The sequence below is a fragment of the Aeromonas popoffii genome (assembly GCF_000820025.1).
In the GTDB taxonomy this organism is placed as follows: domain Bacteria; phylum Pseudomonadota; class Gammaproteobacteria; order Enterobacterales; family Aeromonadaceae; genus Aeromonas; species Aeromonas popoffii.
This window is the reverse complement of the sequence record NZ_CDBI01000008.1, coordinates 24658-46306: the sequence shown is the minus strand read 5'-3', so window position 1 is coordinate 46306 and position 21649 is coordinate 24658. Positions and strand designations below refer to the sequence as shown.

General features: G+C 59.7%; 19 protein-coding genes and 1 pseudogene. 9 read left to right on the top strand and 11 right to left on the bottom strand.

The window, feature by feature from the left end:
- Positions 1-15: 15 nt before the first annotated feature.
- The 3 genes from BN1129_RS01555 to uhpT all read right to left on the bottom strand — a co-directional run bounded on the left by BN1129_RS01555 (position 16) and on the right by uhpT (position 3303).
- Positions 16-510, bottom strand: a complete 495-nt coding sequence (locus BN1129_RS01555; RefSeq protein WP_042034051.1) for an NUDIX hydrolase — start codon at positions 508-510, stop codon at positions 16-18.
- Positions 510-1490: a pseudouridine synthase gene (locus BN1129_RS01550; protein ID WP_042034050.1), complete on the bottom strand. Its 981-nt coding sequence runs from the start codon at positions 1488-1490 to the stop codon at positions 510-512. Before BN1129_RS01550 ends, BN1129_RS01555 begins: the two co-directional genes overlap by 1 nt.
- 406 nt (positions 1491-1896) lie before the next feature.
- A complete protein-coding gene (uhpT, locus tag BN1129_RS01545) occupies positions 1897-3303 on the bottom strand; it encodes a hexose-6-phosphate:phosphate antiporter (protein WP_042034049.1) in 1407 nt (468 codons plus the stop codon).
- Positions 3304-3711: 408 nt separating this feature from the next.
- On the opposite strand from uhpT, the gene BN1129_RS23945 reads away from it, so the two are divergent.
- Positions 3712-3948, top strand: a complete 237-nt coding sequence (locus BN1129_RS23945) for a hypothetical protein (protein ID WP_209418466.1) — start codon at positions 3712-3714, stop codon at positions 3946-3948.
- 11 nt (positions 3949-3959) lie between these two features.
- On the opposite strand, the gene BN1129_RS01535 is transcribed toward BN1129_RS23945, so the two are convergent.
- Positions 3960-4496, bottom strand: a complete 537-nt coding sequence (locus tag BN1129_RS01535) for a GNAT family N-acetyltransferase (RefSeq protein ID WP_042034046.1) — start codon at positions 4494-4496, stop codon at positions 3960-3962.
- 64 nt (positions 4497-4560) lie between these two features.
- The gene (locus tag BN1129_RS22015; RefSeq protein WP_084204527.1) at positions 4561-4974 is read right to left on the bottom strand and encodes an EamA family transporter; all 414 of its coding nucleotides are present in this window, start codon (positions 4972-4974) and stop codon (positions 4561-4563) included.
- A 98-nt stretch (positions 4975-5072) separates the two neighbouring features.
- Here BN1129_RS22015 and BN1129_RS22010 point away from each other — a divergent pair, with 98 nt between their 5' ends.
- A complete protein-coding gene (locus BN1129_RS22010) occupies positions 5073-5942 on the top strand; it encodes a LysR substrate-binding domain-containing protein (protein ID WP_084204526.1) in 870 nt (289 codons plus the stop codon).
- 534 nt (positions 5943-6476) lie between these two features.
- Here the strand turns inward: BN1129_RS22010 and BN1129_RS01525 are convergent.
- The 3 genes from BN1129_RS01525 to BN1129_RS01515 all read right to left on the bottom strand — a co-directional run bounded on the left by BN1129_RS01525 (position 6477) and on the right by BN1129_RS01515 (position 8646).
- The gene (locus tag BN1129_RS01525; protein WP_042034116.1) at positions 6477-6953 is read right to left on the bottom strand and encodes a GNAT family N-acetyltransferase; all 477 of its coding nucleotides are present in this window, start codon (positions 6951-6953) and stop codon (positions 6477-6479) included.
- Positions 6954-7011: 58 nt separating this feature from the next.
- Positions 7012-7275 (bottom strand): hypothetical protein, encoded by a 264-nt coding sequence (locus BN1129_RS01520; RefSeq protein ID WP_042034043.1) that lies wholly within the window; start codon positions 7273-7275, stop codon positions 7012-7014.
- A gap of 156 nt (positions 7276-7431) precedes the next feature.
- Positions 7432-8646 carry an ROK family transcriptional regulator gene (locus BN1129_RS01515; protein WP_042034042.1) on the bottom strand — a complete coding sequence of 405 codons (1215 nt, stop codon included), beginning with the start codon at positions 8644-8646 and terminating at the stop codon, positions 7432-7434.
- Positions 8647-8765: 119 nt separating this feature from the next.
- Between BN1129_RS01515 and BN1129_RS01510 the strand changes: the two genes are divergently transcribed.
- The 3 genes from BN1129_RS01510 to BN1129_RS01500 all read left to right on the top strand — a co-directional run bounded on the left by BN1129_RS01510 (position 8766) and on the right by BN1129_RS01500 (position 14440).
- Positions 8766-12044, top strand: a complete 3279-nt coding sequence (locus BN1129_RS01510) for a DUF5107 domain-containing protein (RefSeq protein ID WP_042034041.1) — start codon at positions 8766-8768, stop codon at positions 12042-12044.
- Positions 12045-12125: 81 nt separating this feature from the next.
- Positions 12126-13577, top strand: coding sequence for a sugar porter family MFS transporter (locus BN1129_RS01505; RefSeq protein ID WP_042034040.1), 1452 nt, complete (start codon positions 12126-12128; stop codon positions 13575-13577).
- Complete coding sequence (locus BN1129_RS01500) at positions 13574-14440, top strand: aldose 1-epimerase (protein WP_042034039.1); 867 nt, start codon at positions 13574-13576, stop codon at positions 14438-14440. The genes BN1129_RS01505 and BN1129_RS01500 overlap by 4 nt, the downstream gene beginning before the upstream one ends.
- Positions 14441-14511: 71 nt before the next feature.
- On the opposite strand, the gene BN1129_RS01495 is transcribed toward BN1129_RS01500, so the two are convergent.
- Positions 14512-15549, bottom strand: a complete 1038-nt coding sequence (locus BN1129_RS01495) for a Mal regulon transcriptional regulator MalI (protein WP_042034115.1) — start codon at positions 15547-15549, stop codon at positions 14512-14514.
- Positions 15550-15854: 305 nt separating this feature from the next.
- Between BN1129_RS01495 and malX the strand changes: the two genes are divergently transcribed.
- Positions 15855-17426, top strand: a complete 1572-nt coding sequence (malX, locus tag BN1129_RS01490) for a maltose/glucose-specific PTS transporter subunit IIBC (protein ID WP_042034037.1) — start codon at positions 15855-15857, stop codon at positions 17424-17426.
- Between the two features lie 85 nt (positions 17427-17511).
- Positions 17512-18708, top strand: a complete 1197-nt coding sequence (locus BN1129_RS01485; protein WP_042034036.1) for a MalY/PatB family protein — start codon at positions 17512-17514, stop codon at positions 18706-18708.
- A gap of 24 nt (positions 18709-18732) precedes the next feature.
- Here the strand turns inward: BN1129_RS01485 and BN1129_RS01480 are convergent, their stop codons facing one another.
- Positions 18733-19062 (bottom strand): hypothetical protein, encoded by a 330-nt coding sequence (locus BN1129_RS01480; RefSeq protein WP_052449293.1) that lies wholly within the window; start codon positions 19060-19062, stop codon positions 18733-18735.
- 508 nt (positions 19063-19570) lie between these two features.
- Here BN1129_RS01480 and BN1129_RS23000 point away from each other — a divergent pair.
- On the top strand, positions 19571-19726 hold the full coding sequence (locus BN1129_RS23000) for a hypothetical protein (RefSeq protein ID WP_108535925.1): 156 nt from the start codon (positions 19571-19573) through the stop codon (positions 19724-19726).
- Positions 19727-19913: 187 nt separating this feature from the next.
- Here the strand turns inward: BN1129_RS23000 and manA are convergent, their stop codons facing one another.
- Positions 19914-21149 carry a mannose-6-phosphate isomerase, class I gene (manA, locus tag BN1129_RS01475; protein WP_042034035.1) on the bottom strand — a complete coding sequence of 412 codons (1236 nt, stop codon included), beginning with the start codon at positions 21147-21149 and terminating at the stop codon, positions 19914-19916.
- Positions 21150-21290: 141 nt separating this feature from the next.
- Between manA and BN1129_RS22005 the strand changes: the two are divergent.
- Positions 21291-21649, top strand: a pseudogene (locus BN1129_RS22005) (AraC family transcriptional regulator); the annotation flags it as partial.

Genomic DNA, 21649 nt, shown 5'->3' with positions numbered 1-21649 from the left:
AGCGTGGACAGGTTCTCAAATAAAGGCCTTGAGTGCTGAGAGTGGCAGGCGGGTGCCCCCCAGATAATCCTGGATGCACTGCCACACCAGGGGGCTGCGCAGGGCCGGTTTGCACTCGGCGATCTCCTCGAGCGTAAGCCAGTGGCAGGCCAGTACATCGCCATCAGGATCCTCTGGCTGGTGCTGACCCGGCGCCTTTTCAAGGTCGAACACCATGGCGGTGCGCACAAAGGTGGCCTCGCTGTCAGCCGGTTTGAACAGATAGGTGCCGAGCCACGCGGTCGGCGTGGCGGTCAGACCCGTCTCCTCTTTCAGCTCGCGGCAGGCCGCGTCAATCAGGTTTTCGCCAGGCTCCACATGGCCGGCGGGCTGATTGAAGCGGCGCTGACCTTTTATCTCCTCTTCCACCACCAGAAAGCGGCCCTGCCAGTGCACCAGGGCGGCAACCGTCAGGCGGGCCTCCATGGGGGCATGGCTGGTGGTCGGTTGCTCTGCCGAGTGATTGTTCATCATGACTCCTTGTCGCTGCTGTTGGGATTACCCGTGCGGGCCGGTCGGCGCATTGTGTTGCGATTGCTACCGCGCCCGCTGCTGCGGGGTTTGCCGCCGGTCGGGCTTGGGGTTGAGCGCTCAGTTGAGTGAGTGCTGCGGGGACGCTCGTCCCGTCTCGGTTGGCTTGCCCGCCGTGGTGCCTCTCCTGCCGGTTTGGCTACGTCGCCATCCGGTTGGGGTAATGAGGGGGCGCGCTGGCGCCGGGAAGGCGCCAGCTCCGGGGCGGGCAGGCTGCGGCTCTGCCCGGGGGCCAGCCCGTCTTCTTGCCAGTTACCCAAGGTCCAGTCGCCGATGGCGTAGCGAATGAGGCGCAGGGTAGGGTGGCCTATATGGGCCGTCATCCGCCGCACCTGACGGTTGCGCCCCTCGATGATTTTGATTTCGAGCCAGCGGGTGGGGATCTCCTTGCGCTCACGAATGGGCGGGTTACGCGGCCAGATCGCGGGCTCATCCATGAGTGTTGCCTCGGCGGGCAGGGTCATGCCGTCATTGAGCTCAACCCCGGCGCGCAGGGCGGCCAGCGCCTCCTCGCTCGGTATCCCTTCCACCTGTACCCAGTAGGTCTTGGGGGTTTTCTCCCCCGGCTGGGTAAGGTGCGCTTGCAGCTTGCCATCGTTGGTGAGCAGCAAGAGCCCCTCGCTGTCTCTGTCGAGGCGCCCTGCCGCATAGATGCCGGGCTCCTTGATGTAATCCTTGAGGGTCTCCCGGCCCGCCTCGTCGGTGAACTGGCAGAGCACCATGTAAGGCTTGTTCAGCAGCAGCAACTGGCGATCGGCGGGGTTCACCTGCGGTTTCTGTCCGGCCTGTTTCGCGTCGTGTGCGTGCCGGGTGCCGGCGCGTGAGCGGGCAAGCGCGGGCCGGTGGGTGTCATCCTGTGCGGTGCGGCCAGCGGTGGTCGGGCGGCCTTGGAGGGAGAGACGGGGGCGGGCAGGTTTCATCGCATGCATACCAAAAACAGGGGATGGCGCAGTGTATCACAGGGGGCAGAGTGGGTGGGGCATGGCAAGGTCGGGCCGGATGATGGTCACTCACGGCCGGCAGAAGAAGGTGAGCTCACGGTTGAGCATTCAGGGGTCGACGGGCAGTGCTGTGAGTTCGATGCTGGCATCGCGCCGCTCGGATGTCAGCGATACCTGGCGAGCCTGTGTGCACAGGGGATGACAACAGTCTGGATGTAGCTGCTGACGGTGGGGCAGCAATAAAAAACCGGCCCCACCAGAAGGCGGGGCCGGTTACGCGCAGTGGCTGTTTGCGTCAGGCGGGCTTGGTCGCCTGGCTGCATTGAGTTAACGCGGGTTCAGGCTGACTGGGTTGCCAGCTCGACGGCGCGCCGTTCGCGTTGGTTCAGGCGGATTGGGTAGCCAAGGTGGCGGCTTTCAATTCGCGCTTGATACGGCGGATCTTGCGCTCTTCGGCCACGGCCACGCAGGCCATCAGCACCAGACAGGCGGCGGCTGCGATATCCAGCGCCGCGAAGGTGCCAGCCCAACCGGTCAGACCGAAGATGGGGGTGCCATCGGCGATCATGCCCAGACCCAGTTTGGCGAAGCTGTCACCGATGAGGTAGGCAAAGGTGCCCTTGACGCCATCGGCCACGCTGATGCCCTGCTTGGGCACGAAGCCCACGGCGGCCACGCCGATCAGCAGTTGCGGACCAAACACCAGGAAGCCCAGCAAGAACAGGGAACCCAGGAACATGAACTGGGTGGTGGCGTGCTGGTAAAGGCCCAGGGTCGCGATAATCAGCGCCAGTGCCACACACGCGACCAGACCGCGACGGCCGTTGGCCAGATCCGAGAGGTAGCCCCACATCAGGGTGCCGACCAGCGCGCCCACTTCGAAGAAGGTGAAGCCCTGAATGGCGATCTCCTTGGAGAAGCCCAGCTCCTGGTGAGCGTACACGGTGGACCACTGGTCGATACCGATGCGCACCACGTAGAGGAAGATGTTGGCAAAGCAGAGCAGCCAGATCACCTTGTTCATCAGCACATACTTGACGAAGATTTGACCCTTGGTCAGCTTCTGCTCTTCGGTGGCGATATCTTCTTCGCTGGCCACTTCGTCAAACAGCTCTTCTACCTTGCCCAGGCCATAGGCTTCCGGTGAATCGCTGCCAAAACGCAGGCCGATAAAGCCGACCACCAGCGCGATCATGGACGGGAAGATGAACATGCCGAGCACGTTGCCATCGAACAGGTAGTTGGCACCGAACAGCGCCACACCGGCCGCACCGGCTCCGCCCACGTTGTGGGAGAGGTTCCACATACCGAGGTAAGTGCCGCGCTTGTTGCGAGGTGTCCACTTGGTAATGGTGGAGTAGCTGCAGGAGCCACCACAGCTCTGGAAGAAGCCGCTCAGGGCATAGAAGAAGATCATGAAGTAGAGGCTAAAACCGGTGCCGCCCATGCTGGCACTGAAACCCAGCATGCAAAGGGCGGAGAGGATCAGCATCAGCGGCAGGAACTGCTTGGTGTTCTTGCCATCGGCATAGTAGGAGACGACTGTCTTGCCCACCCCGTAGGTGATGGAGAAGCCAAGGCCAATCATGCCAAGCTCAGTCATGGAGAGGCCGTACTCTTGGATCATGTCGTTCTGCGCAATGTTGAAGTTCTTGCGGATCAGATACATGGTCAGATAGCCGATAAATACAACCAGATAGGATTGCATAAACGGCTTGAACCAGAGCTTGCGCCGGGCTGCGACCGGCAGGTCCAGGGTCGGTACCCGGACCTGTTGGAGAAGTTTCAACATCTTCGTTCATCCTCTGCGAGATAGACGGTATTTCCGCCGCGCCCCTCACTTTTTGGTTGGTGTTAGAGGTCACGCCACGGAAAGGACAACAGCAAGAGGTTGGACTGTGCGCCTCGCTCTCCTGTCGATTGAACCCATGCCCACTCCCTGCGCCACTGCGAGGGTCGGGTCACTACATCAGGTAGCGTGACTTTAATGAGGTGCGGCGCAAATGGCGTGAGAGCCATCCCTAGGGGCATTAGGAAAATTTCCTAGTTTGACGGGTTCCGGCCATGAAGCGTGAAGGGGATCACAAGGGGGCTGTCCGCGGTAGCCTGGTGACGGCGGCGATCCGGCGCGCAGGAGACGATGGGGCGAGCTGGGAAAAGCAGGCCAGCCGGCAGAGCCACGATGGGGCCACAGTGGGCCATGCTGTGGGTGGATGCCCAGCAGGAAGGTCATCACCGCAGCCATTATGCTGCCCAGCACGTTGGCGGGGATAATGGCCAGCACCTCGATATGGTGGTTGGCGCCACCGGCCGGGGTGATGACCGGGGAGGTAATCATGAAGAGCAGCGGGGAGGGGTTGCCAGCCAACGCTTGCCCGATCCCGAGTTGCCAATAATCAGAATTCGTTTCATCTCTGAGCGCGCTTTAAGTGCCTAATAGGCTGGTGACTATCTCTGTTGCCACTCGCTCTTTAGGACGGCCAATACCACGGTATCCCACCACTGCTGTTTGAAGAAACGGTGTTCGCGAAAATATCCCTCTTGCCTCATGCCCAACGTTTTGCACAGCCGTATCGCAGCCCGATTGTGGCTGATGGTTTCTGCATAGATCCGGTGTATGTCTAATTCACGAAAACCAAAGTCCATCAAGGCGTATGCGGCTTCATGTATGAGTCCATTCCCCTGATACGCCCGGGCCATACCACAGCCCATTGATGCCTGACGATCTGGTTCAAGACGCAGGCAAACCGTGCCAATGAATCCCCCGGTCGCTTTGTTCTCGATGGCCAATTGATAGGCGGTGCGAGGGTGTTCACTCGCCTGCTCGATAAACAGTCGGGTGAGCTGCCGATATTTATCCGGGTCGCAATCTGACTCGCTGTAAAACCGCTGATACTTGCTCTCTTGCGAGATGGCGACAAAATCCGCTTCATCAGCTGGCTGCATATCGCGCAGGATAAGGTGTGTGGTTTCAAGTTTGAACATAACGTCCTTGTTAATATCTCGCGAATGTTCGAATCCGCTTTGCTAGTGGAATCAACGATCGTTATTATTTCCGTGGCATCATCAACCATAGACCGCAGAGGGCGATACCCATACCCAGCAATCGGGTGACTGAAAAAGCTTCTCGAAAAAACAACAGTCCAATAGGTAAAAGCAAGAGTGTACTTGCCGCATTAGTCAGGAGTGACGATACCCCTAAATGGCCACCGGCTCGATATAGCAATAAGAATCCAATTTCAATCCCTAACATTCCCAGCGCCACGCCAGCAACACTCCAGTTTAATACTTGAAAGTTGCGACTGCCCTCATACAAATAAATGCCGGGTAAACATAATAAAAGGGCGATGCCGTAACTCACGGACAATGATAGAAATGGATTGACGCCACTAGGCACAAATTTAATCGAAAGATGGTATACGACCGAACCTGCGATAGCAAGAATGACAGCTAAAACATACATAGTGAACTCCAGCTAAAAAGAAAAAGCATGCTCAGTCTAGCGGATGCCATAGTTCATAGGTAGACTGCAAAAATGAATGGCAGCTATAAGGTTTTTTTATGGCCAATGACGTTGATACCGCACTGCTGCGCTCTTTCGTGAGTGTTGTACAATGTGGCAGCATTAACCGAGCCGCAATATTGCAAGGGAAAACACAGCCAGCGCTTAGCCAACAAATTCAGCGTTTAGAGCAACAGTTAGGCCATGCATTGCTGCTTCGTTCCAACAGGGGCATCCGTTTAAGTACAGAGGGGGAGGCGTTATTACCTTATGCAGAACGCATTTTAAGTCTAACAGACCAACTGAGTCTAAAACCTGCATCACAAGGCAAGCAGCATTGCAGTATTGGTTTGGTTGAAGACCTTGTGAGTCATCACTTTACCCGCGTACTCGCCGACTTTGCTTGTGTGCATCCTGGATTAAGCCTGCGTGTTGAGGTTGCTAACAAACAGTCACTCTTTGCAGCGTTTGAACGTGGTGAGTTAGATGTTTTGGTCAGCATGCCAATGACCAATGCACCAGCACCAATTCAGGAATTTAGTTTTCCACTTTATTGGTTTGCAGAACATGGGTTTGAACATCAAGGTGAGTCGTTACCTTTAGTTATGTTTAGCCAACCTTGCTCATGGCGTAATCGTATATTAGAGGCGTTAAATAGAGAAAATATTCCTTGGCATATAGTATTTGAGAGCAGTAGCCTTGCAGCGTTACAAGCTGCTACAGAGGCAGGGCTGGGCGTTGTCGCTTTACTTTCTCAAACACCCCCAAAGCATAGCCAGAGATTGACTCACCTCCCTACACTCCCAAATATTACCATTGCAGTTTATCGCCAGCGGGGAGATATGGATAACACAGTTAAACAATTAACCAATCTCTTTCTAAGAGAAATGCAGCATCATCTTGTCACGCTAAATGAGGGTGAAGGATAGTAGAACTCAAGAGAAAGGGGCTCAGCCCAGTTTGTGCGTTCAAGAAGCACTTAACGGGCAATGGGCCGCCATTTCGGTTGTCGTCTCGCTATATATGGCTTATCTCGTATCTTGGGCTAAAAATCGTAGGTTGGTGTTGAACGAAGTACCGTAGGGTGCAATAAACGAAGTGAATTGCACCGCTTATTTGGTAACAGAAAGTGTTCAGGCTGGAAGGTAGAGGTGATTACGCGAATGTCCGAATACGCTTCGCTATTCGAACCTACGGCCCTCAAGAGGAAGGGGGCTCAGCCCAGTTTGTGCGTTCAAGAAGCACTTAACGGGCAATGGGCCGCCATTTCGGTTGTCGTCTCGCTATATATGGCTTATCTCATATCTTGGGCTAACAATCGCAGGTTGGTGCTGAACGAAATGCAGCCCAAGGTTTACCGCGAAATGTATCTTTAATTCTGGTGTGCCGATCTATTACATCCACGTTTATTCCGCTCTGGCTGGTGCAATAATGCTCGCTTGGGCGGCACTTGTGCCAGCAGGTTACTGGCTGTGGCGGACCGGGATGCTGGGTGCCAGTGCAAGGGAGAGTCTCAGCATGTCCTTGTGCTGGATGCCGTGTTCAATCAGAGGCTCAGGGTAGTGGATAAGGAAATGGTCTTTGAGCACGGCATCGACGCGAAAGCCGTGGCGCTGGTAATAGGTGAGCTGATGGCCAACGCTTCCGGTGCCGAGTTCGACGCGGCGCACGCCCTTCTCGGCAAGGCTCTCCAGCACAAAGCGCAGCAGGCCAGAACCTATGCCTCTCTGCTGGTGTCCGGGGGCTACGGCGATATTGAAGATCTCGACAATCTGCTCCCCGATAAGGTTGGCCACGCAGGCTCCCACAATCTCATCGCCCTCGCTGGCGGCAAAGCCCAGAGCGCCGGGCAGGTAGGCGGCGATGCGCTGCTCGGACGGATCTGCTTCCAGCAGCAGTGTCAGCGGCAATCGGTCGGGAGCGATCTCGATAAAGGTCACCTTCATCTCATCCTGTTCTCTTGGCAATGGGCGTAGCCGACCCCGAGGGGCGTGTCATTCAATACTCAAGAAACGTCTCGCCGCAGCGTTCGCAGATCAGATGCCGCACATGAGTGGCCTGATAGGCGAGGGTCCCGCCAAATGCCCAGTTGGTGAGGGTGCTGGCGCGAAAGGCTTGCCAGAAGGCTTTACGCGGTTCTTTGGGCATCAGGTCCTGACTGTGGTCGCGCGCCACCAGCACCACTATATGGCGGGTACGCTCTCTGCATTTGTCACAGCGATGGATTTCACTTGGCGGGTTCTGGTCGTGCTGGCTGGTCATGAGGCGCTCGTGCAGGCTGATGAAGATAGTGGGCGCCCATTATATCCCTCTCCACTTGGCTCTCATAGCCCCATGGGGAGTTTTACAATCGGGAGCGGGATCACCCTGCGACCTGCGACCTGGGCCAGTCAGGGGACTGCGTCCTATCTCTGCTTGTCAGCCAGGGACACTGGTATCGCTGCGCCGTTCCAGCGCCCGCTCCACGTAGAGATAGCCGATGCCCATCACCTGCTGGGCACGGCTGAGCGTGCCGACGCGCAGTTGGGTTGCATTGACCGCATCGCTGCAATCGAACGGATTGGCGCCGGTCTGACTGACGATCGTTTGCAGCCAGGTCTCACCAAAGCCGCAGCTGCGGCCATAGAGCCAGATGCGGTTGATGTTGAGGATATTGAGGAAGTTGTAGAGGCTCAGGCCAATGGCGCGGGCCCCTTCATCCACCAGGGCGCGGATCATGGTATCCCCCTGATGGTAGAGCGCGAGCAGTTGGGCCGTGTCGAGCTCCCCATCCACCAACGCCGGGTTGTCGGCACTGGCTTGCTGCTTGAGAAACACCCGGGCCCGTTTTTTGATGGCAAACAGGGAGGCGACCGTCTCCAGGCAGCCATAGCGACCGCAGGCACAGGCGCTGCCGTCCGGATTGATAATGGTGTGGCCTATCTGGCCGCTGCCAAACAGGGTGCCCCGGTAGATCTGGCCGTTGATGATAAAGGCCGACCCGATGCCGTAATCGACGTTGATGACGCAAAAATCCCCGCCGCTTTCCTGGCCCTGCCACTTCTGGGCCAGCGCCAGCATGATGCAGTCGTTATCCACCATCACCTCGCAGCCGAGACGCTCCTCCAGCAGGTACTTGAGCTCGACCGGCGCGTGCCAGGGGGCCTGCGGCATGGTTTGGGAGACCCCGGTCGCCGGGTTGACCTGACCGTGCACCGCCAATGCCAGCCGGATCGCCAACCCCTTGTGGCGGCGCTTGTGCTGGTAGTAGTGCGCTTCAATCAGGCGCAGCAGCTCATCGGGGGTCTGCGGCGCTATCTTCTGGCCGCAGAACTCACCCAGCGGGGTGATCAGGTTATCCACCAATATGCTTTCCAGGCTGGTGGGGCTGATGTTGAAACAGAGAATGGCCCCCTTGCCGCTGGCGATGCGGTAGCTGCCCCCATTGATGCCGCGCAAGGAGAGGTTTTGTTCGCTGTGGCTGATGGCGCCGTCGGCCACCAGCTCGTCGAGGATCTTGCTGACCGCCGGGATGGAGAGCTCGCAGTGGCGGGCCAGGGTGGACTTGCTCGCCTCCTTGAGTTGGTAGAGCAGGGCCAGCAACACCTGCTTGTTGTGGTGGCGTACCTTCTGGTTGTTCAAGCCGATGATCATCAGTTCACTAAACTCCGCTTACTGTATTGCGTGATCTTTAAGCGAAAATCGCTGCAGTCACCATTCTAAACTGGCCTCATCGAAACGTTTACTAATAAATGTTGAATGAGGCGAGATTGATGAAAGCTGATGTAAAAGTCTGGGTAGAGACCATCTCACTGCCGACCTACGAGGTTGGTGCCGAAGATCCCAACCCCATGTTTCTCGAGAAGCGGGTCTATCAGGGCTCCTCGGGGGCCGTCTATCCCTACGGCGTGATCGACACCCTCACCGGTCAGAAGCAGATGAAGTCCTATCAGGCGGTCTGGCTGGAGAACGATTTTATCAAGGTGATGCTGCTGCCGGAGCTGGGTGGCCGCATCCACCGTGCCTACGACAAGGTGATGCAGCGGGACTTTGTCTATTACAACGAGGTGATAAAGCCGGCGCTGGTGGGGCTGGTAGGGCCCTGGATCTCCGGTGGTATCGAGTTCAACTGGCCGCAGCACCACAGGCCCACCACCTTTATGCCGGTGGATTTCACCATTGCGGAGCGGGAAGGCGGTGCCAAGACCGTCTGGCTGGGCGAGGTGGAGCCGATGCGCGGTCTACAGGTGATGGCGGGCTTTACCCTCTATCCCGACAAGGCGCTCATCGAGATCACCGGCAAGGTGTTCAATGGCAACGACACGCCGCGCCACTTCCTCTGGTGGTCCAACCCGGCGGTGAAAGGGGGCGATGCCCATCAGAGCGTCTTCCCGCCCGATGTGACCGCCGTCTATGACCACGGCAAGCGCGACGTCAGTGCCTTCCCCATCGCCCGTGGCACCTACTACAAGGTGGACTACTCCGCTGGCGTCGATATCTCCCGCTACCGCAACATTCCGGTGCCCACCTCCTACATGGCGGACAAGTCCGATTACGACTTCGTCGGCGCCTACTGCCATGACGAGCAGGGCGGCCTGTTGCATGTGGCGGATCACCATGTTTCGCCGGGCAAGAAACAGTGGAGCTGGGGCAACTGCGACTTCGGTCTGGCCTGGGATCGCAATCTGACCGACCACAACGGCCCCTACATCGAGCTGATGACCGGGGTTTACACCGACAACCAGCCCGACTTTACCTGGCTGGATGCGGGGGAGGAGAAGGTGTTTGTGCAGAACTTCCTGCCCTACAACACCCTGGGCACCCTGCAAAATGCCAATACCCGCGCCGCCATCAAGCTGGAGCGCAGCGACGACGGTCTGCTCTGCGGTGCCTACGCGATCGCGCCGCTGTGCCAGGCCCGTTTCGAAGTGAGTGACGAGAGTGGCGTGCTGTTCACCCAGACGCTGGATCTGCAACCGGGTCAGGCCTGGCTTGAGCCACAGGCCATCACCAGCGAGGGACGTTTGCAGGTACGCCTGCTGGATGAGCAGGGCCAGCCGATCCTGAGTTATCTCGAACACCTGCCTGCGGGCGAAGCCCTGCCGGATCCGGCCACGGCACCGGAGCCGGCCGTCAATCTCGACTCAATCGATGAGCTCTATTTCATCGGTCAGCATCTTGAGCAGTATCTGCACGCCAGCCGCTCGCCTTTTGATTACTACCTGCGGGCGCTTGAACTCGATGGTGGCGACTACCGCTGCAACCTGGCGCTGGCGACGCTGGAGTACAACCGCGCCAACTATGAGCCAGCGCTGGCCTACGTCAATCAGGCGCTGACCCGTGCCCATCGCCTCAACAAGAACCCCCAGTGTGGCAAGGCCAGCTTGCTGCGCGGCCACATTGAGGAGCGCCTGGGTCAGTTCGATGCTGCCTTCGATGACTTTTACAAGGCGACCTGGAGCGGTAACTGCCGCGACAGCGGCTTCCTCGGACTGGCCCGCATCGCCATGGTGCGCCGTGATCCCCTGCAGGCGTTGCCCTTTGTCGAGAAGAGCCTCGCGGTCAACGGTACCCACTATGGCGCCATCGCCCTCAAAGGGTTGGCGCTGGTGGAGTCCGGTCAGCGGGCGGCGGCCCTCGCCTATATCGACGAGCAGCGAGTCCGTTATCCGCTCCACTATCAGCTGGCCTTCCTGCGCTGGCTGGCAAGCGAGCAGCCGACCGATCTCGAGGCGCTGCGCACCCTGTGCAACGGGCGCGGGGTAAACCTCTGTTTCCTGGCGAGCAATCTGCTGGCGCTGGGTCGCCCCGAGTTGGCGCAGCAACTGCTCTCGCTGCTGCCAGTGGAAGAGACCCTGCCGCTGTTGTTCCAGGCCGCTCAGTTGCCCGAAGGTGAGGCGCAGTATGCCCTGCTGGCGCGGGCCGAGCAGGCATTTGGCCGCAAGGTACGCTTCCCCAATACCCTGGGCGAGGTGGCCATGCTGGCGCAACTGCCCCACAGCTGGTTTGCCAGCTACCTGCTGGGCTGCTTCCACTACAGCAAGCGCAGCTACCCGCAAGCCATCGCCCTGTGGCAGCAGGTGTGCGAGCAGGCGCCCGAATTTGCCCCGGCCTGGCGCAACCTTGGCATCTATCACTTCAACAAGAGCGGCGATCCGGTGGCGGCCGAGCAGTGCCTGAGCCGGGCCTTTGCCCTCAAGCCGGATGATGCCCGCCTCTTGTTCGAACTGGATCAGCTGCACAAGCGCTGCACCATGGCACCCAACGAGCGGTTGGCGCTGCTGGAGGCACACCGTGAGGTGGTCCTCAAGCGCGACGATCTGACCGCCGAACTGCTCGGCCTCTATCACATCACCGGCCAGCTGGAGGCGGCGGCAGAGATCTTGCGGCTGCGCGAATTCCACCCCTGGGAGGGGGGCGAGGGCAAGGTGACCGGTCAGTACCTCATCAACCAGCAGCGCCAGGCGCTGGTGCTGATGGCCCAGGGACGCCATGAGCAGGCCATACCGCTGCTGCAACAGGCTCTGTGCTACCCCCTCAATCTGGGGGAGGGACGTCTGGTGGGGCAAACCGACAACGATATCCACTACCTGCTGGCGCTCTGTCACCTCGCCTGTGACAACCAGAGTCTGGCGGCCCAGTGCCTGCAACTGGCCTGCCTCGGTCAGGGGTCGCTGGGTGCCAGTCGCTACTACAACGATCAGCCGGTCGATTACCTCTTCTATCAGGGCATGGCGCTGGCGCGTCTTGGTCGCGCTCCGGAGGCCCATCGTCTGTTTGAGGGGATGGTCGCCTGGGCCGAACAGGCGATGGGTGAGCGGGTCGAGGCGGACTTCTTCGCCGTGTCGCTACCGGACCTCATCGTGCTCGACGATGACCCGCAGCACAAACATCGCCAGCACTGTCTGTTGGTCAGGGCGCTCGGCTTGTTGGGGCTGGATCAGCGGGATGGCTGTGAACAGACCTTGCGAGAGCTGCTCACCCTCAACCCGGCCCATGACAAGGGGCACCTCTTTGCCCTGATCTGCCGCGAGCTGTCACTCCACTCATAACACCCATAACAAAAATCGGCGCCCCGCCACGGTAAGGGGCGCCACTGCACCCTACAATCGACAAGATGATAAGGATGAGTCATGGAACGCACGAAAAATCAATTGGATACGAATGGGCTCAATATGAGCTACATCTGGATGATCTGCCTGGTGGCCGCCTGCGGTGGCCTGCTGTTTGGCTATGACTGGGTGGTGATTGGCGGGGCCAAGCCCTTCTATGAGGCCTACTTCGCCATTACGGATCCGGCCCAGTCCGGCTGGGCCATGAGCTCGGCGCTGGTGGGCTGCGTGCTGGGGGCTGCCATCTCCGGCTGGTCTGCCGACCGCTTCGGTCGCAAAAAGCCGCTGATCCTGGCCGCCATCCTCTTCACCATCTCGGCCTGGGGTACCGCTACGGCCAGTAACTTCGATCTGTTCGTGATCTATCGCATCATCGGCGGTATCGGCATTGGTCTGGCCTCTGCCCTTTCGCCCATGTACATCGCCGAGATAAGCCCGGCCGAAAAGCGGGGCAAGTTCGTGGCCATCAACCAGCTCACCATCGTCATCGGGGTGCTGGCAGCCCAGCTGGTGAACCTGATGATCGCCGATCCCGTGGCCAGCAACGCGACCCAGGCCGATATTCTGGCCACCTGGAATGGCCAGTCCGGCTGGCGCTGGATGTTCGGTGCCGAACTGGTGCCGGCGCTGGCGTTTCTGGTATTGATGTTCTTCGTACCTGAGTCACCGCGCTGGTTGGCCAAAGATGGTCAGTATGAGAAAGCCTCCCGCATGCTTGGCAAGATTGGCGGTGATGATTATGCCAAACAGACCCTGGCCGATATCCGTCAGACCCTGGTGGGTGAGACCCACAAGGTGTCGCTGTCAGAGCTGGGCAAACCCTCGGTGCGGCCAATCCTCATCATCGGGATCGTGCTGGCGGTCTTCCAGCAGTGGTGCGGCATCAACGTCATCTTCAACTATGCGCAGGAGATCTTTGCCTCCGCCGGGTTTGACATCAACAGCACCCTCAAATCCATCGTCGCCACCGGTCTTATCAATCTGCTGTTTACTCTGATTGCGCTGCCCATGGTGGACAAGATCGGTCGCCGCAAGCTGATGCTGATTGGCTCGGCCGGTCTCACCATCATCTATGGCATGATGGCGGCTGCCTATGCCAGCGGTATGTTGGGGCTGCCGGTGTTGCTGCTGGTGCTGGCGGCGATCGCCATCTATGCCTTGACCCTGGCGCCGGTCACCTGGGTGCTGCTCTCCGAGATCTTCCCCAACCGGGTGCGCGGGCTGGCGATGTCGGCCGGTACGCTGGCGCTCTGGATTGCCTGTTTCGTCCTGACCTACACCTTCCCGCTGCTCAACGCCGGGCTCGGCGCCGCAGGCAGCTTCCTGCTCTATGGCCTCATCTGTTTCGCCGGTCTCATCTTTATCTATCGCAAGGTGCCCGAGACCAAAGGGGTGACGCTGGAGGCGCTGGAAGCCCAGCTGGCTCAGGGCAAGGTCGAACTGACCCAAGCCAAGGCAAGCACCTCGGCATGACGGTATACACATTAAGCAACCCGCATCTTCGGATGCGGGTCTCTGCACAAGGGGCCTGTCTGCTGGGGCTGGACGATGATCAAGGGCGCCCGCTGCTGCGAGACACTGATCCGGCGCAGCCCTGGCATCCCGGACAGAGCGCGCTGTTTCCCATGTTGCCGCTGGCCAATCGGGTAGCGGGTAACCGGTTCGAACTGTGGGGAGATGACTGTTCGCTGCCCGCGAGCAAGCTCGATCCCGATTTCTTTTTGCATGGGGATGGCTGGTTGCAGCCCTGGCAGCGGGTGGCGTTAACCGACAGCTCGGTGACCTTGCAGCTCACCAGCCAGCATGGCCCTTTTCACTATCTGGCGGAGATCGACTATCGGCTGCAGGGAGCAAGCCTGGTGGCGCGGATCAGCCTGACCCATCTGGGGGAAGCGCCCTGCCTCTACGGCGCTGGATTCCACCCCTTCTTCTGGCGCGACGAGCAGACCCGAATACGCTTTCTGGCGAGCGGCGTCTGGCAGGAGGGGCCGGATCATCTGCCGACCGACTGGGCGAGCAGACTGGCGCCCCACCTCGATTTTCGCCAGTGGCAGCCGCCGCTAGGGTGGCTCAATCACTGTTATGGCGGCTGGCGTGGTCATGCCGAGATCGATCATCCTGCCCGCCAGCAGCGCCTGCTGATTTCAAGCGAGTGCGCCTTCCTGATGCTCTACCAGCCCGATGACGCGAGTGGTTTCGTCTGTCTGGAGCCCCAGAGTCACGCCGCCAATGCCCACCACATGGCCGGTCACCCGGGCCTGCGCCTGCTCGGTCGCGGCGATCGCATGAGCATCGGCATGACCCTTAGCCAGCAACAGACACACGCAGCTCAATAACCTTCCCTTGCTCCCTTTAACGACAAGGGGCCTGTAAGGGCCTCAGGAGATGAGCGGGAGACTTCGTGACCTCAGGCCGATGCCCGTTTTTGCAGATTGGGGGTGATGATATGGCGATTGGGGACGAGCTCGGGTTGCTGCATCCGGGTCAGCAGCCGCGTTGCGGCTTGTCTGCCAATTTCACGGGCCGGTGAGCTGACGAAGGTGAGGGCGGGGGAGGTGAGTTCCGCCTCTGCCACGTCGTCAAAGCCGAGCAGGGCCACCTGCTGGCCTATGTAGTTGTCCTTGCCCACGGTGCGCCCGCTTGCCTCCACCCCGTAAATGCCGCCGAGCGCGACCTCGGGATAGTGGCAGAGCACGGCGGTCACCTTGGGGTGCTGGTGCAGCAGCTGGGCTATGGTGTCGGCGGCGCTGCGCTGGGTACGCTCGCACTCCAGCACCCACTCCGGTTTGAAGGGGAGGCCGTATTGCAGCAGGCTGGCGCAGTAGCCGCCGATCCGCTCGGCGCGGGTGAGGGAGTCGGCCCGCCCGCCGACGTAGGCGATATGGCGGTGGCCCTGCTCGATAAGGTAGGTGGTGGCCTGCTGGGCGGCATGGGTGTTGTCGGGGCCGATAAAGTCCACGTCATCGCGATAGTAGGAGCGAGCGGCGCACACCACCGGCAGTTGTGAGCCCAGCAGGATCTCCAGGGTTTTGGCCGCTGCACCGCGCACCGGATTGAAGATGATGCCTGCCACCCCCTGCCGTGACAGCGACTGTATGCTCTGCTGCAACCGCTCCGGGCTGTGGCCGCATTGGGTCAGAAACAGCAGGTAGCCCTGCTGCTCCAGCACCTCGCTCACCCCGGCGGTCACTTCGGTATAGAAGGGGTCGGTGATGTCGCGCAAGATCAGCCCCACCAGATTGGATTGCTGGCTGCGCAGGTTGGCGGCGGCGCTGTTGGGCACGTAATCAAGCTGCTTGATCGCCTGCTGCACCCGCTCGGCGGTGGCTGGCGAGATGCGCCCCTTGCCATTGAGCACCATGGAGACGGTAGTGACCGAGACCCCTGCCAGTTGGGCGACATCGGTGATCTTGACGTGTTTCGATGGTTGCAGTTTGGGTGACATAGGTTTGGACGGCATGGGTTGTGACGACATAGGGCGAGTGCTGCAGCCATGGGCAAAGAGACCGGAGAGCCACAGCATACCTCCTCGTATACCCAAGTGAAACGTTACATCACCGCTGTGCCGATCTGGCTCACAGATTTTGCACCACTCATCATTCGGGCCAGCCATTCTGTGATCCTGTCGGCACTTGTTGCTTGATAAAACGTTTTATCATCCAGCAAAACCTGATGCCGACCCGAGTCTCTGCCACGAGCAGCGGTGAGGGAAGCCGCAGACATTGCTGTTTATTCACAAGGAGCCGTTTCATGGCCAAGCCTCAAGCCAAATCCACGATATGGGAGTTCCTGCAGAGCCTCGGCAAGACCTTTATGCTGCCGGTCGCCCTGCTGGCCTTCTCGGGCATTTTGCTCGGTGTCGGCAGCTCGCTCACCAGCGATGCGGTCAAGCAGAGCATGCCCTTCCTCGACAATACCGTGCTGCAACTGCTGTTCCTCTGGATGACCAAGGTGGGGCTGGTGGCCTTTATCTACCTGCCGGTGATGTTCGCGGTGGCCATTCCGCTGGGGCTGGCGCGGGAAGAGAAGGGGGTGGCGGCCTTTGCCGGTTTCGTCGGCTATGCGGCGCTCAACCTCTCCATCAACTTCTACCTGACGGTGGCCAACGTTATCGGTGACGCGGCGGCGGAGAAGGCCTACGGGGTGAAATCCATCCTCGGCATCAGCTCCATCGACACCGGCATTCTGGGGGCCATCATAGTCGGGGTGATCGTTGCCAAACTGCACGCCCGTTTTTACACCTACCGGATGCCCGATGCGCTCGCCTTCTTCGGCGGTGCCCGCTTCGTGCCCATCATCACTGTGCTGGTGCTGGGGGTGGTCGGCTTGGTAGTGCCTTTCGCCTGGCCCTGGTTTGCCGCTGGCATCAATGGTATCGGTGCGCTGATCTCCCACGCCGGTCCCTTCGGCCCCTTCCTGTTCGGTACCGGTGAGCGTCTGCTGCTGCCGCTCGGCCTGCACCACATTCTGGTGGCGCTCATTCGCTTTACCGAAGCGGGCGGCACTCAACTGGTGTGCGGCAACGAGGTGAGCGGTGCGCTCAACATCTTCTACTCCGAGCTCGCCTGCGCCGACACCAACGGCTTCTCGGTCTCTGCCACCTCTTTCCTCTCTCAGGGCAAGATGCCTGCCTTCCTCGGCGGCCTGCCGGGTGCGGCGCTCGCCATGTATCACTGCGCCCGCCCGGAAAATCGCGGCAAGATCAAGGCGCTGCTGGTCTCCGGTGTGGTGGCCTGCGTCATCGGCGGCATCACAGAGCCGCTGGAGTTTCTGTTCCTGTTCGTGGCACCCGTGCTCTACGTTATTCACGCCATCCTGACGGGTCTCGGTTTTATGACCATGGGGCTGCTCGGCGTCACCATCGGCAACACCGACGGCAACCTCATCGATTTTCTGGTGTTCGGCGTGCTACAAGGCACCGCCACCAAGTGGTATCTGGTGCCGGTCGCGGCGGCCATTTGGTTTGCCATCTACTACAGCGTGTTTCGCTTCGCCATCGTGCGCTTTAACCTGAAAACCCCCGGCCGCGAAATCGAGACCAGCGAGGCAGCCCAGCCAGCTGGCAAGAAAGCGGGTAACAGCGGCTACAACGGTGAAATCATCCTCAATGCGCTGGGCGGGGCTGATAACATCCTCGCGCTCGATAACTGCATCACCCGCCTGCGGATGTCGGTGCAGGATATGAGCCGGGTCGATGACAAGCTGTTGAAAGCGAACGGTGCCATCGGGGTGATCAAGCTCGACGAGCACAACCTGCAGGTGGTGATCGGCCCTCAGGTGCATCTGGTGAAAAACCAGCTGCAGAGCCTGATGAGGGACTGATCTGGTCAATAAAACCCGAACGGGGGGCGCAAGCCCCCTCTTTGCCTCTCATAATATGTCTCCTGTTTATGAATGGGGAAAATTCATGCGCGATACTTATGATTTTGACCGTGTGGTCGACCGCCACGGCACCCATTGCACCCAGTGGGACTATGTGGCCGACCGCTTTGGCCACGCCGACTTGCTCCCCTTTACCATCTCCGACATGGATTTCGCGACCGCCCCCTGCATTCGCCAGACCCTGGCAACCCGGCTCGAGCACGGGGTATTTGGCTACAGCCGCTGGAATCACGACGACTTCAAGGGGGCGGTGAGCGACTGGTTTGCCAACCGCTACGGGGCAACCCTCGACCCGGATACGCTGGTCTATGGCCCCTCGGTCATCTATGTGATTGCCCAGCTGGTGAGCTTCTGGTCGGCGCCGGGCGAAGGGGTGCTGGTGCATACCCCCGCCTACGACGCCTTCGGCAATATGCTGGCCGCCAATGACAGGGTGCTGCTGCCCTGCCCGCTCAAAAAAGAGGGGGGGAGTTACCAGATCGACTGGGCGTGCTTTGAGCAGCAAGCCGCCCGCACCGATTGCCGGATTTTGCTGCTGTGCAGCCCCCACAACCCCACCGGCCGGGTCTGGACGCGCGATGAATTGAGCCGAATGGCTGCTATCTGCCAGCGCCACGGGGTCAAGGTGATCTCGGACGACATTCATATGGATGTGAGCTTTGCCCGCTATCTGCCGTGGAGCGAGGTGGCACCGGACGATAACTGGGCGCTGGTGAGCTCGGGCTCCAAATCCTTCAATATCCCCGCCCTTGGCGGCGCCTACGCCTTTATCGCCAACGCACCGGCGCGGGCCGCCTATCTGCAGCGGCTCAAGGCGGCCCATGGCCTGTCATCGCCGCCGATTCTCGGGGTGCTGGCCCATATCAGCGCCTATCGGGACGGTGGCGAGTGGCTCGATGCCCTTAAAAGCTATCTGCACGGCAACCTCACCCAGGTGGCGGCGCGGCTCAACGCGGCCTTCCCCGCCATCGACTATCGGGTGCCCGAAGGGACCTACCTTGCCTGGATTGATCTGCGCGGGCTTGGCATCGACTCCACCGAGCGGATGGATGCGCTGCAAACCTTGCTGGTGGAAAAATACCGGATCGCCATCATGCGCGGCGACACCTACGGCCCCGAAGGCAAAGGCTATATCCGCCTCAACGTCGGCTGCCCGCGCTCAAAGGTCGATCAAGGACTCGATGCCCTGATCGGCGCGCTGGGGGAGTTGCATGCCAGATAAAACAAGCCGCTCCGGGCGGCTTGTTTATTGCGAGGTCAGCTTTTGGGTATCGGGAGAGTTAGCCTGTCCGAGGATGGCACGGCTGCTAAACAGCACCTTGCCGCAGGCAAGGCAGGTGTGACGCCGTCGGTAATCACCGACGCAGGTAAGCGGGCTGAACAGTACCTTGCGGGAACCGCAGGCGTAGCAGCTGGCGTGCTCGTTATCCTCGGTGGCGCATTCGGGATGCAAGCTGAGGTACTTAGGCAGGGTGGGCAGCTTGTCCCAGTCGGGCTGAGCGACCGAGTTGTTCTTGAGGATGATGGCGACGGTCACCAGGCCCGCCAGGGTGAGTAGTACGTCCGTCAATTCCATGAGCGTCAAGACTCCGTCCGTGATGGGCCGCAGGGCCCTGGGGTTGGAAGGTACAATATGGCTCCTATCTTATCTTGCTGCGGGCTGAGTGTGCTATCCCCGTCAAGGTAGCCTTTTGGCACTGTCCGCCGGGGAGGCGATCATGAAGAACAGTTTGGAGGGCATCTCCTCTTCAGCGCCCTGGTCGATTCCCTGCCGATGGCCTGGCCGAGCCGCGTGAAAAAAATGTGCATAACCGGCAGATCTTGAGGCTGTCTGCGAGATAGTCGGACGACATCACCTCAATGAACTGATAATAGAGGGAAATGTTGAATTTAATGACATCGGGTCAGAATGATTTGGTGGGGCCTCATAGGGATCTGATGGCTGTTTGCTAGATTGGTTTATGCATAATCAATCGTTTATTTAGTTGGACAATCTAGGTGGGATCGGTGTCCAATCAAAGGAGCAGGTTGGCCAACAGTGCCGTCAGCCAGTGTGTAACCCTATGATGTAAGGAGACATCCTGATGGAAAAACTTGACCAAGAGATCGACACCATGCGCCAGGAGTTTGAGTCACAAGGCCAGAAACAGGCCCACGACAAATGGCAAGCCAGGGTTGATGAACTGCAACGGGAACGGGATCGTTCAGAAGCGCCCCAGCCGGAAGCTGAAAAACACTAGCTCGCCGACGGCTACCTCGTGATGGCCATCGGTCAAGCAGACAATAAACACCCCCATAGCCTCAGAGGAGACTGGGGGTTTTTATTGGCCGGGAGATTGCACCCTTGCACGTGTTATGAAGCGCAGCCTGACAAACAAAGATGCTTGCAGGGAACAACAAGGACCATCAGTGATGGTCCTTGTTCGTTTAGGCCGTTATTGAAACCTGCGCAGGGGGCACGTCTTGGCAGCGGTTGCCGGCGCGGGCGACCCGGCCGTCGGCCAGCAGCTGGTAGTGGCCGGTAGCGGCGGGGACAAAGGCGGACTGGCCCTGCTCGAGGCGCAGTGTCTCGCCGCCCTGCTTGAGTGTGACTGTGCCATCGATAGCAAACAGGATCTCGGCGCTGGCGGTGGTGAGCGCATGCTCGCCTGCCGGATAGACGCTGAAGGTGAAGTCCGGCACAGGCACATCGAAGTGCTGCACCGCACCCTCGCAGCGGGGGGCCAGCAGGATCTGGTCATCTGGCTTGGGCTGGCAGCGGGTGCAATCCAGCAGCTCTGCCACGTCTATATATTTTGGGGTGAGACCGGCGCGCAGCACGTTGTCGGAGTTGGCCATGATCTCAAGACCCGTGCCGCGCACATAGGCGTGGGGGGTACAGGCATCGAGGAACATGGCCTGACCCGGCTTGAGGGTCACGACATTGAGCAAGAGCGGCGAGAAGAGCCCCACATCCCCCGGATATTGGGCCGCCAGACTGGTAATGAGCGCAAAGGTCTCTTCATCCTGATGGTCGGTGGCATAGGCCAGCAGGGCCGCCAGCGCGGCTTCCTTGCGTGCCCCAGTCAGGATCAGCAACTGGTGGAAGAAGTGTTGCAAACCACTTTCGTTCTGGTTGGTGGCAAGGGCCGCGACCAGATCGGCGATGGCCGCCAGCTTGATCCGCTCGAACAGCGCCAGGATGGCGGGAATGGCACGAAAGCCGTTCATCGCCTGATAGGGGGTGAGGGCAAACACCAACTCCGGTTTGTGGTTGGGGTCTTTATAGTTGCGATTGCTCGCCTTGGGGTCGATGCCGGCGGCCTCCTCCCTGGCAAAACCGGCTTCGGCCTGGGTCTTGCTCGGGTGTACCTGGATGGAGAGGGCCTTCTCGGCGCACAGTACCTTGAACAGGAACGGCAGGCTGCCGAAACGGGCCCGGGTGGCCTCGCCCAGCGCGGCGGCCGGAGCTGCGTCGATCACCACCGAGAGCTTCTGCACCCTGCCCGCCAGCGTCACCTCTGAGCAGCCGTTGGGATGGGCGCCCATCCACAACTCGGCCTGGGGTTTGCCCGTTGGATTGGGGATGCCAAACAGGGCTGTGAGGGCGTCATGGCTGCCCCAGTCGTAGTCTTGAATCGGATTTTGCATTAACAAAAAAGAAGGCAGGTCGCGACTGCTCATAAGGGACGCCTCATTTAGTTTGAAGAAAGTCGGGTGAAGAAAAGGGTGGCATTGCTGCTGTAGACCGGACTATAACATGGGCGGCCTTTACCGCCGCAACCGCTTGCCTCTCTCCTTTGATCAGGATCAGGGGGGAGGGCCGGTTTCAGCTATCAGGTCAACGTTCCCCGCCTAGAACGGGTGTTCAGCGGCGAATACCTCAACCAGATTTGGGACAAGGGGCCGGGCTGCAAGGAGATAAGCGTGCAGACCGAAGACCCCGGCCGCTTCCCCACCGATGATTACCTGTTTCATGGGATCTGCCTCTATATCCGGGAAAATTTTCATCGCCCCATCCCCCACCGCTTTAACGTATTGGCCAGCCATCTCTCCCATCTGTTTCGCGAGCCGTGTCCTATGCGATTGGCGGACTACCTCAGCCGGATACGGATCTAACGGGCCACATTCATGCTGAAACAGTACCGCTTCCACCTCGCAGAGGTGGCGAGCCGTGGCGGTTA

Excerpts from the sequence above, each read along its gene's own strand:
- BN1129_RS01555 (WP_042034051.1), bottom strand. The coding sequence starts at position 510 with ATGAACAATCACTCGGCAGAGCAACCGACCACCAGCCATGCCCCCATG.
- BN1129_RS01550 (WP_042034050.1), bottom strand. The coding sequence starts at position 1,490 with ATGAAACCTGCCCGCCCCCGTCTCTCCCTCCAAGGCCGCCCGACCACC.
- uhpT (WP_042034049.1), bottom strand. The coding sequence starts at position 3,303 with ATGTTGAAACTTCTCCAACAGGTCCGGGTACCGACCCTGGACCTGCCG.
- BN1129_RS23945 (WP_209418466.1), top strand. The coding sequence starts at position 3,712 with ATGCTGTGGGTGGATGCCCAGCAGGAAGGTCATCACCGCAGCCATTAT.
- BN1129_RS01535 (WP_042034046.1), bottom strand. The coding sequence starts at position 4,496 with ATGTTCAAACTTGAAACCACACACCTTATCCTGCGCGATATGCAGCCA.
- BN1129_RS22015 (WP_084204527.1), bottom strand. The coding sequence starts at position 4,974 with ATGTATGTTTTAGCTGTCATTCTTGCTATCGCAGGTTCGGTCGTATAC.
- BN1129_RS22010 (WP_084204526.1), top strand. The coding sequence starts at position 5,073 with ATGGCCAATGACGTTGATACCGCACTGCTGCGCTCTTTCGTGAGTGTT.
- BN1129_RS01520 (WP_042034043.1), bottom strand. The coding sequence starts at position 7,275 with ATGACCAGCCAGCACGACCAGAACCCGCCAAGTGAAATCCATCGCTGT.
- BN1129_RS01515 (WP_042034042.1), bottom strand. The coding sequence starts at position 8,646 with ATGATCATCGGCTTGAACAACCAGAAGGTACGCCACCACAACAAGCAG.
- BN1129_RS01510 (WP_042034041.1), top strand. The coding sequence starts at position 8,766 with ATGAAAGCTGATGTAAAAGTCTGGGTAGAGACCATCTCACTGCCGACC.
- BN1129_RS01505 (WP_042034040.1), top strand. The coding sequence starts at position 12,126 with ATGGAACGCACGAAAAATCAATTGGATACGAATGGGCTCAATATGAGC.
- BN1129_RS01500 (WP_042034039.1), top strand. The coding sequence starts at position 13,574 with ATGACGGTATACACATTAAGCAACCCGCATCTTCGGATGCGGGTCTCT.
- BN1129_RS01495 (WP_042034115.1), bottom strand. The coding sequence starts at position 15,549 with ATGTCACCCAAACTGCAACCATCGAAACACGTCAAGATCACCGATGTC.
- malX (WP_042034037.1), top strand. The coding sequence starts at position 15,855 with ATGGCCAAGCCTCAAGCCAAATCCACGATATGGGAGTTCCTGCAGAGC.
- BN1129_RS01485 (WP_042034036.1), top strand. The coding sequence starts at position 17,512 with ATGCGCGATACTTATGATTTTGACCGTGTGGTCGACCGCCACGGCACC.
- BN1129_RS01480 (WP_052449293.1), bottom strand. The coding sequence starts at position 19,062 with ATGGAATTGACGGACGTACTACTCACCCTGGCGGGCCTGGTGACCGTC.
- BN1129_RS23000 (WP_108535925.1), top strand. The coding sequence starts at position 19,571 with ATGGAAAAACTTGACCAAGAGATCGACACCATGCGCCAGGAGTTTGAG.
- manA (WP_042034035.1), bottom strand. The coding sequence starts at position 21,149 with ATGAGCAGTCGCGACCTGCCTTCTTTTTTGTTAATGCAAAATCCGATT.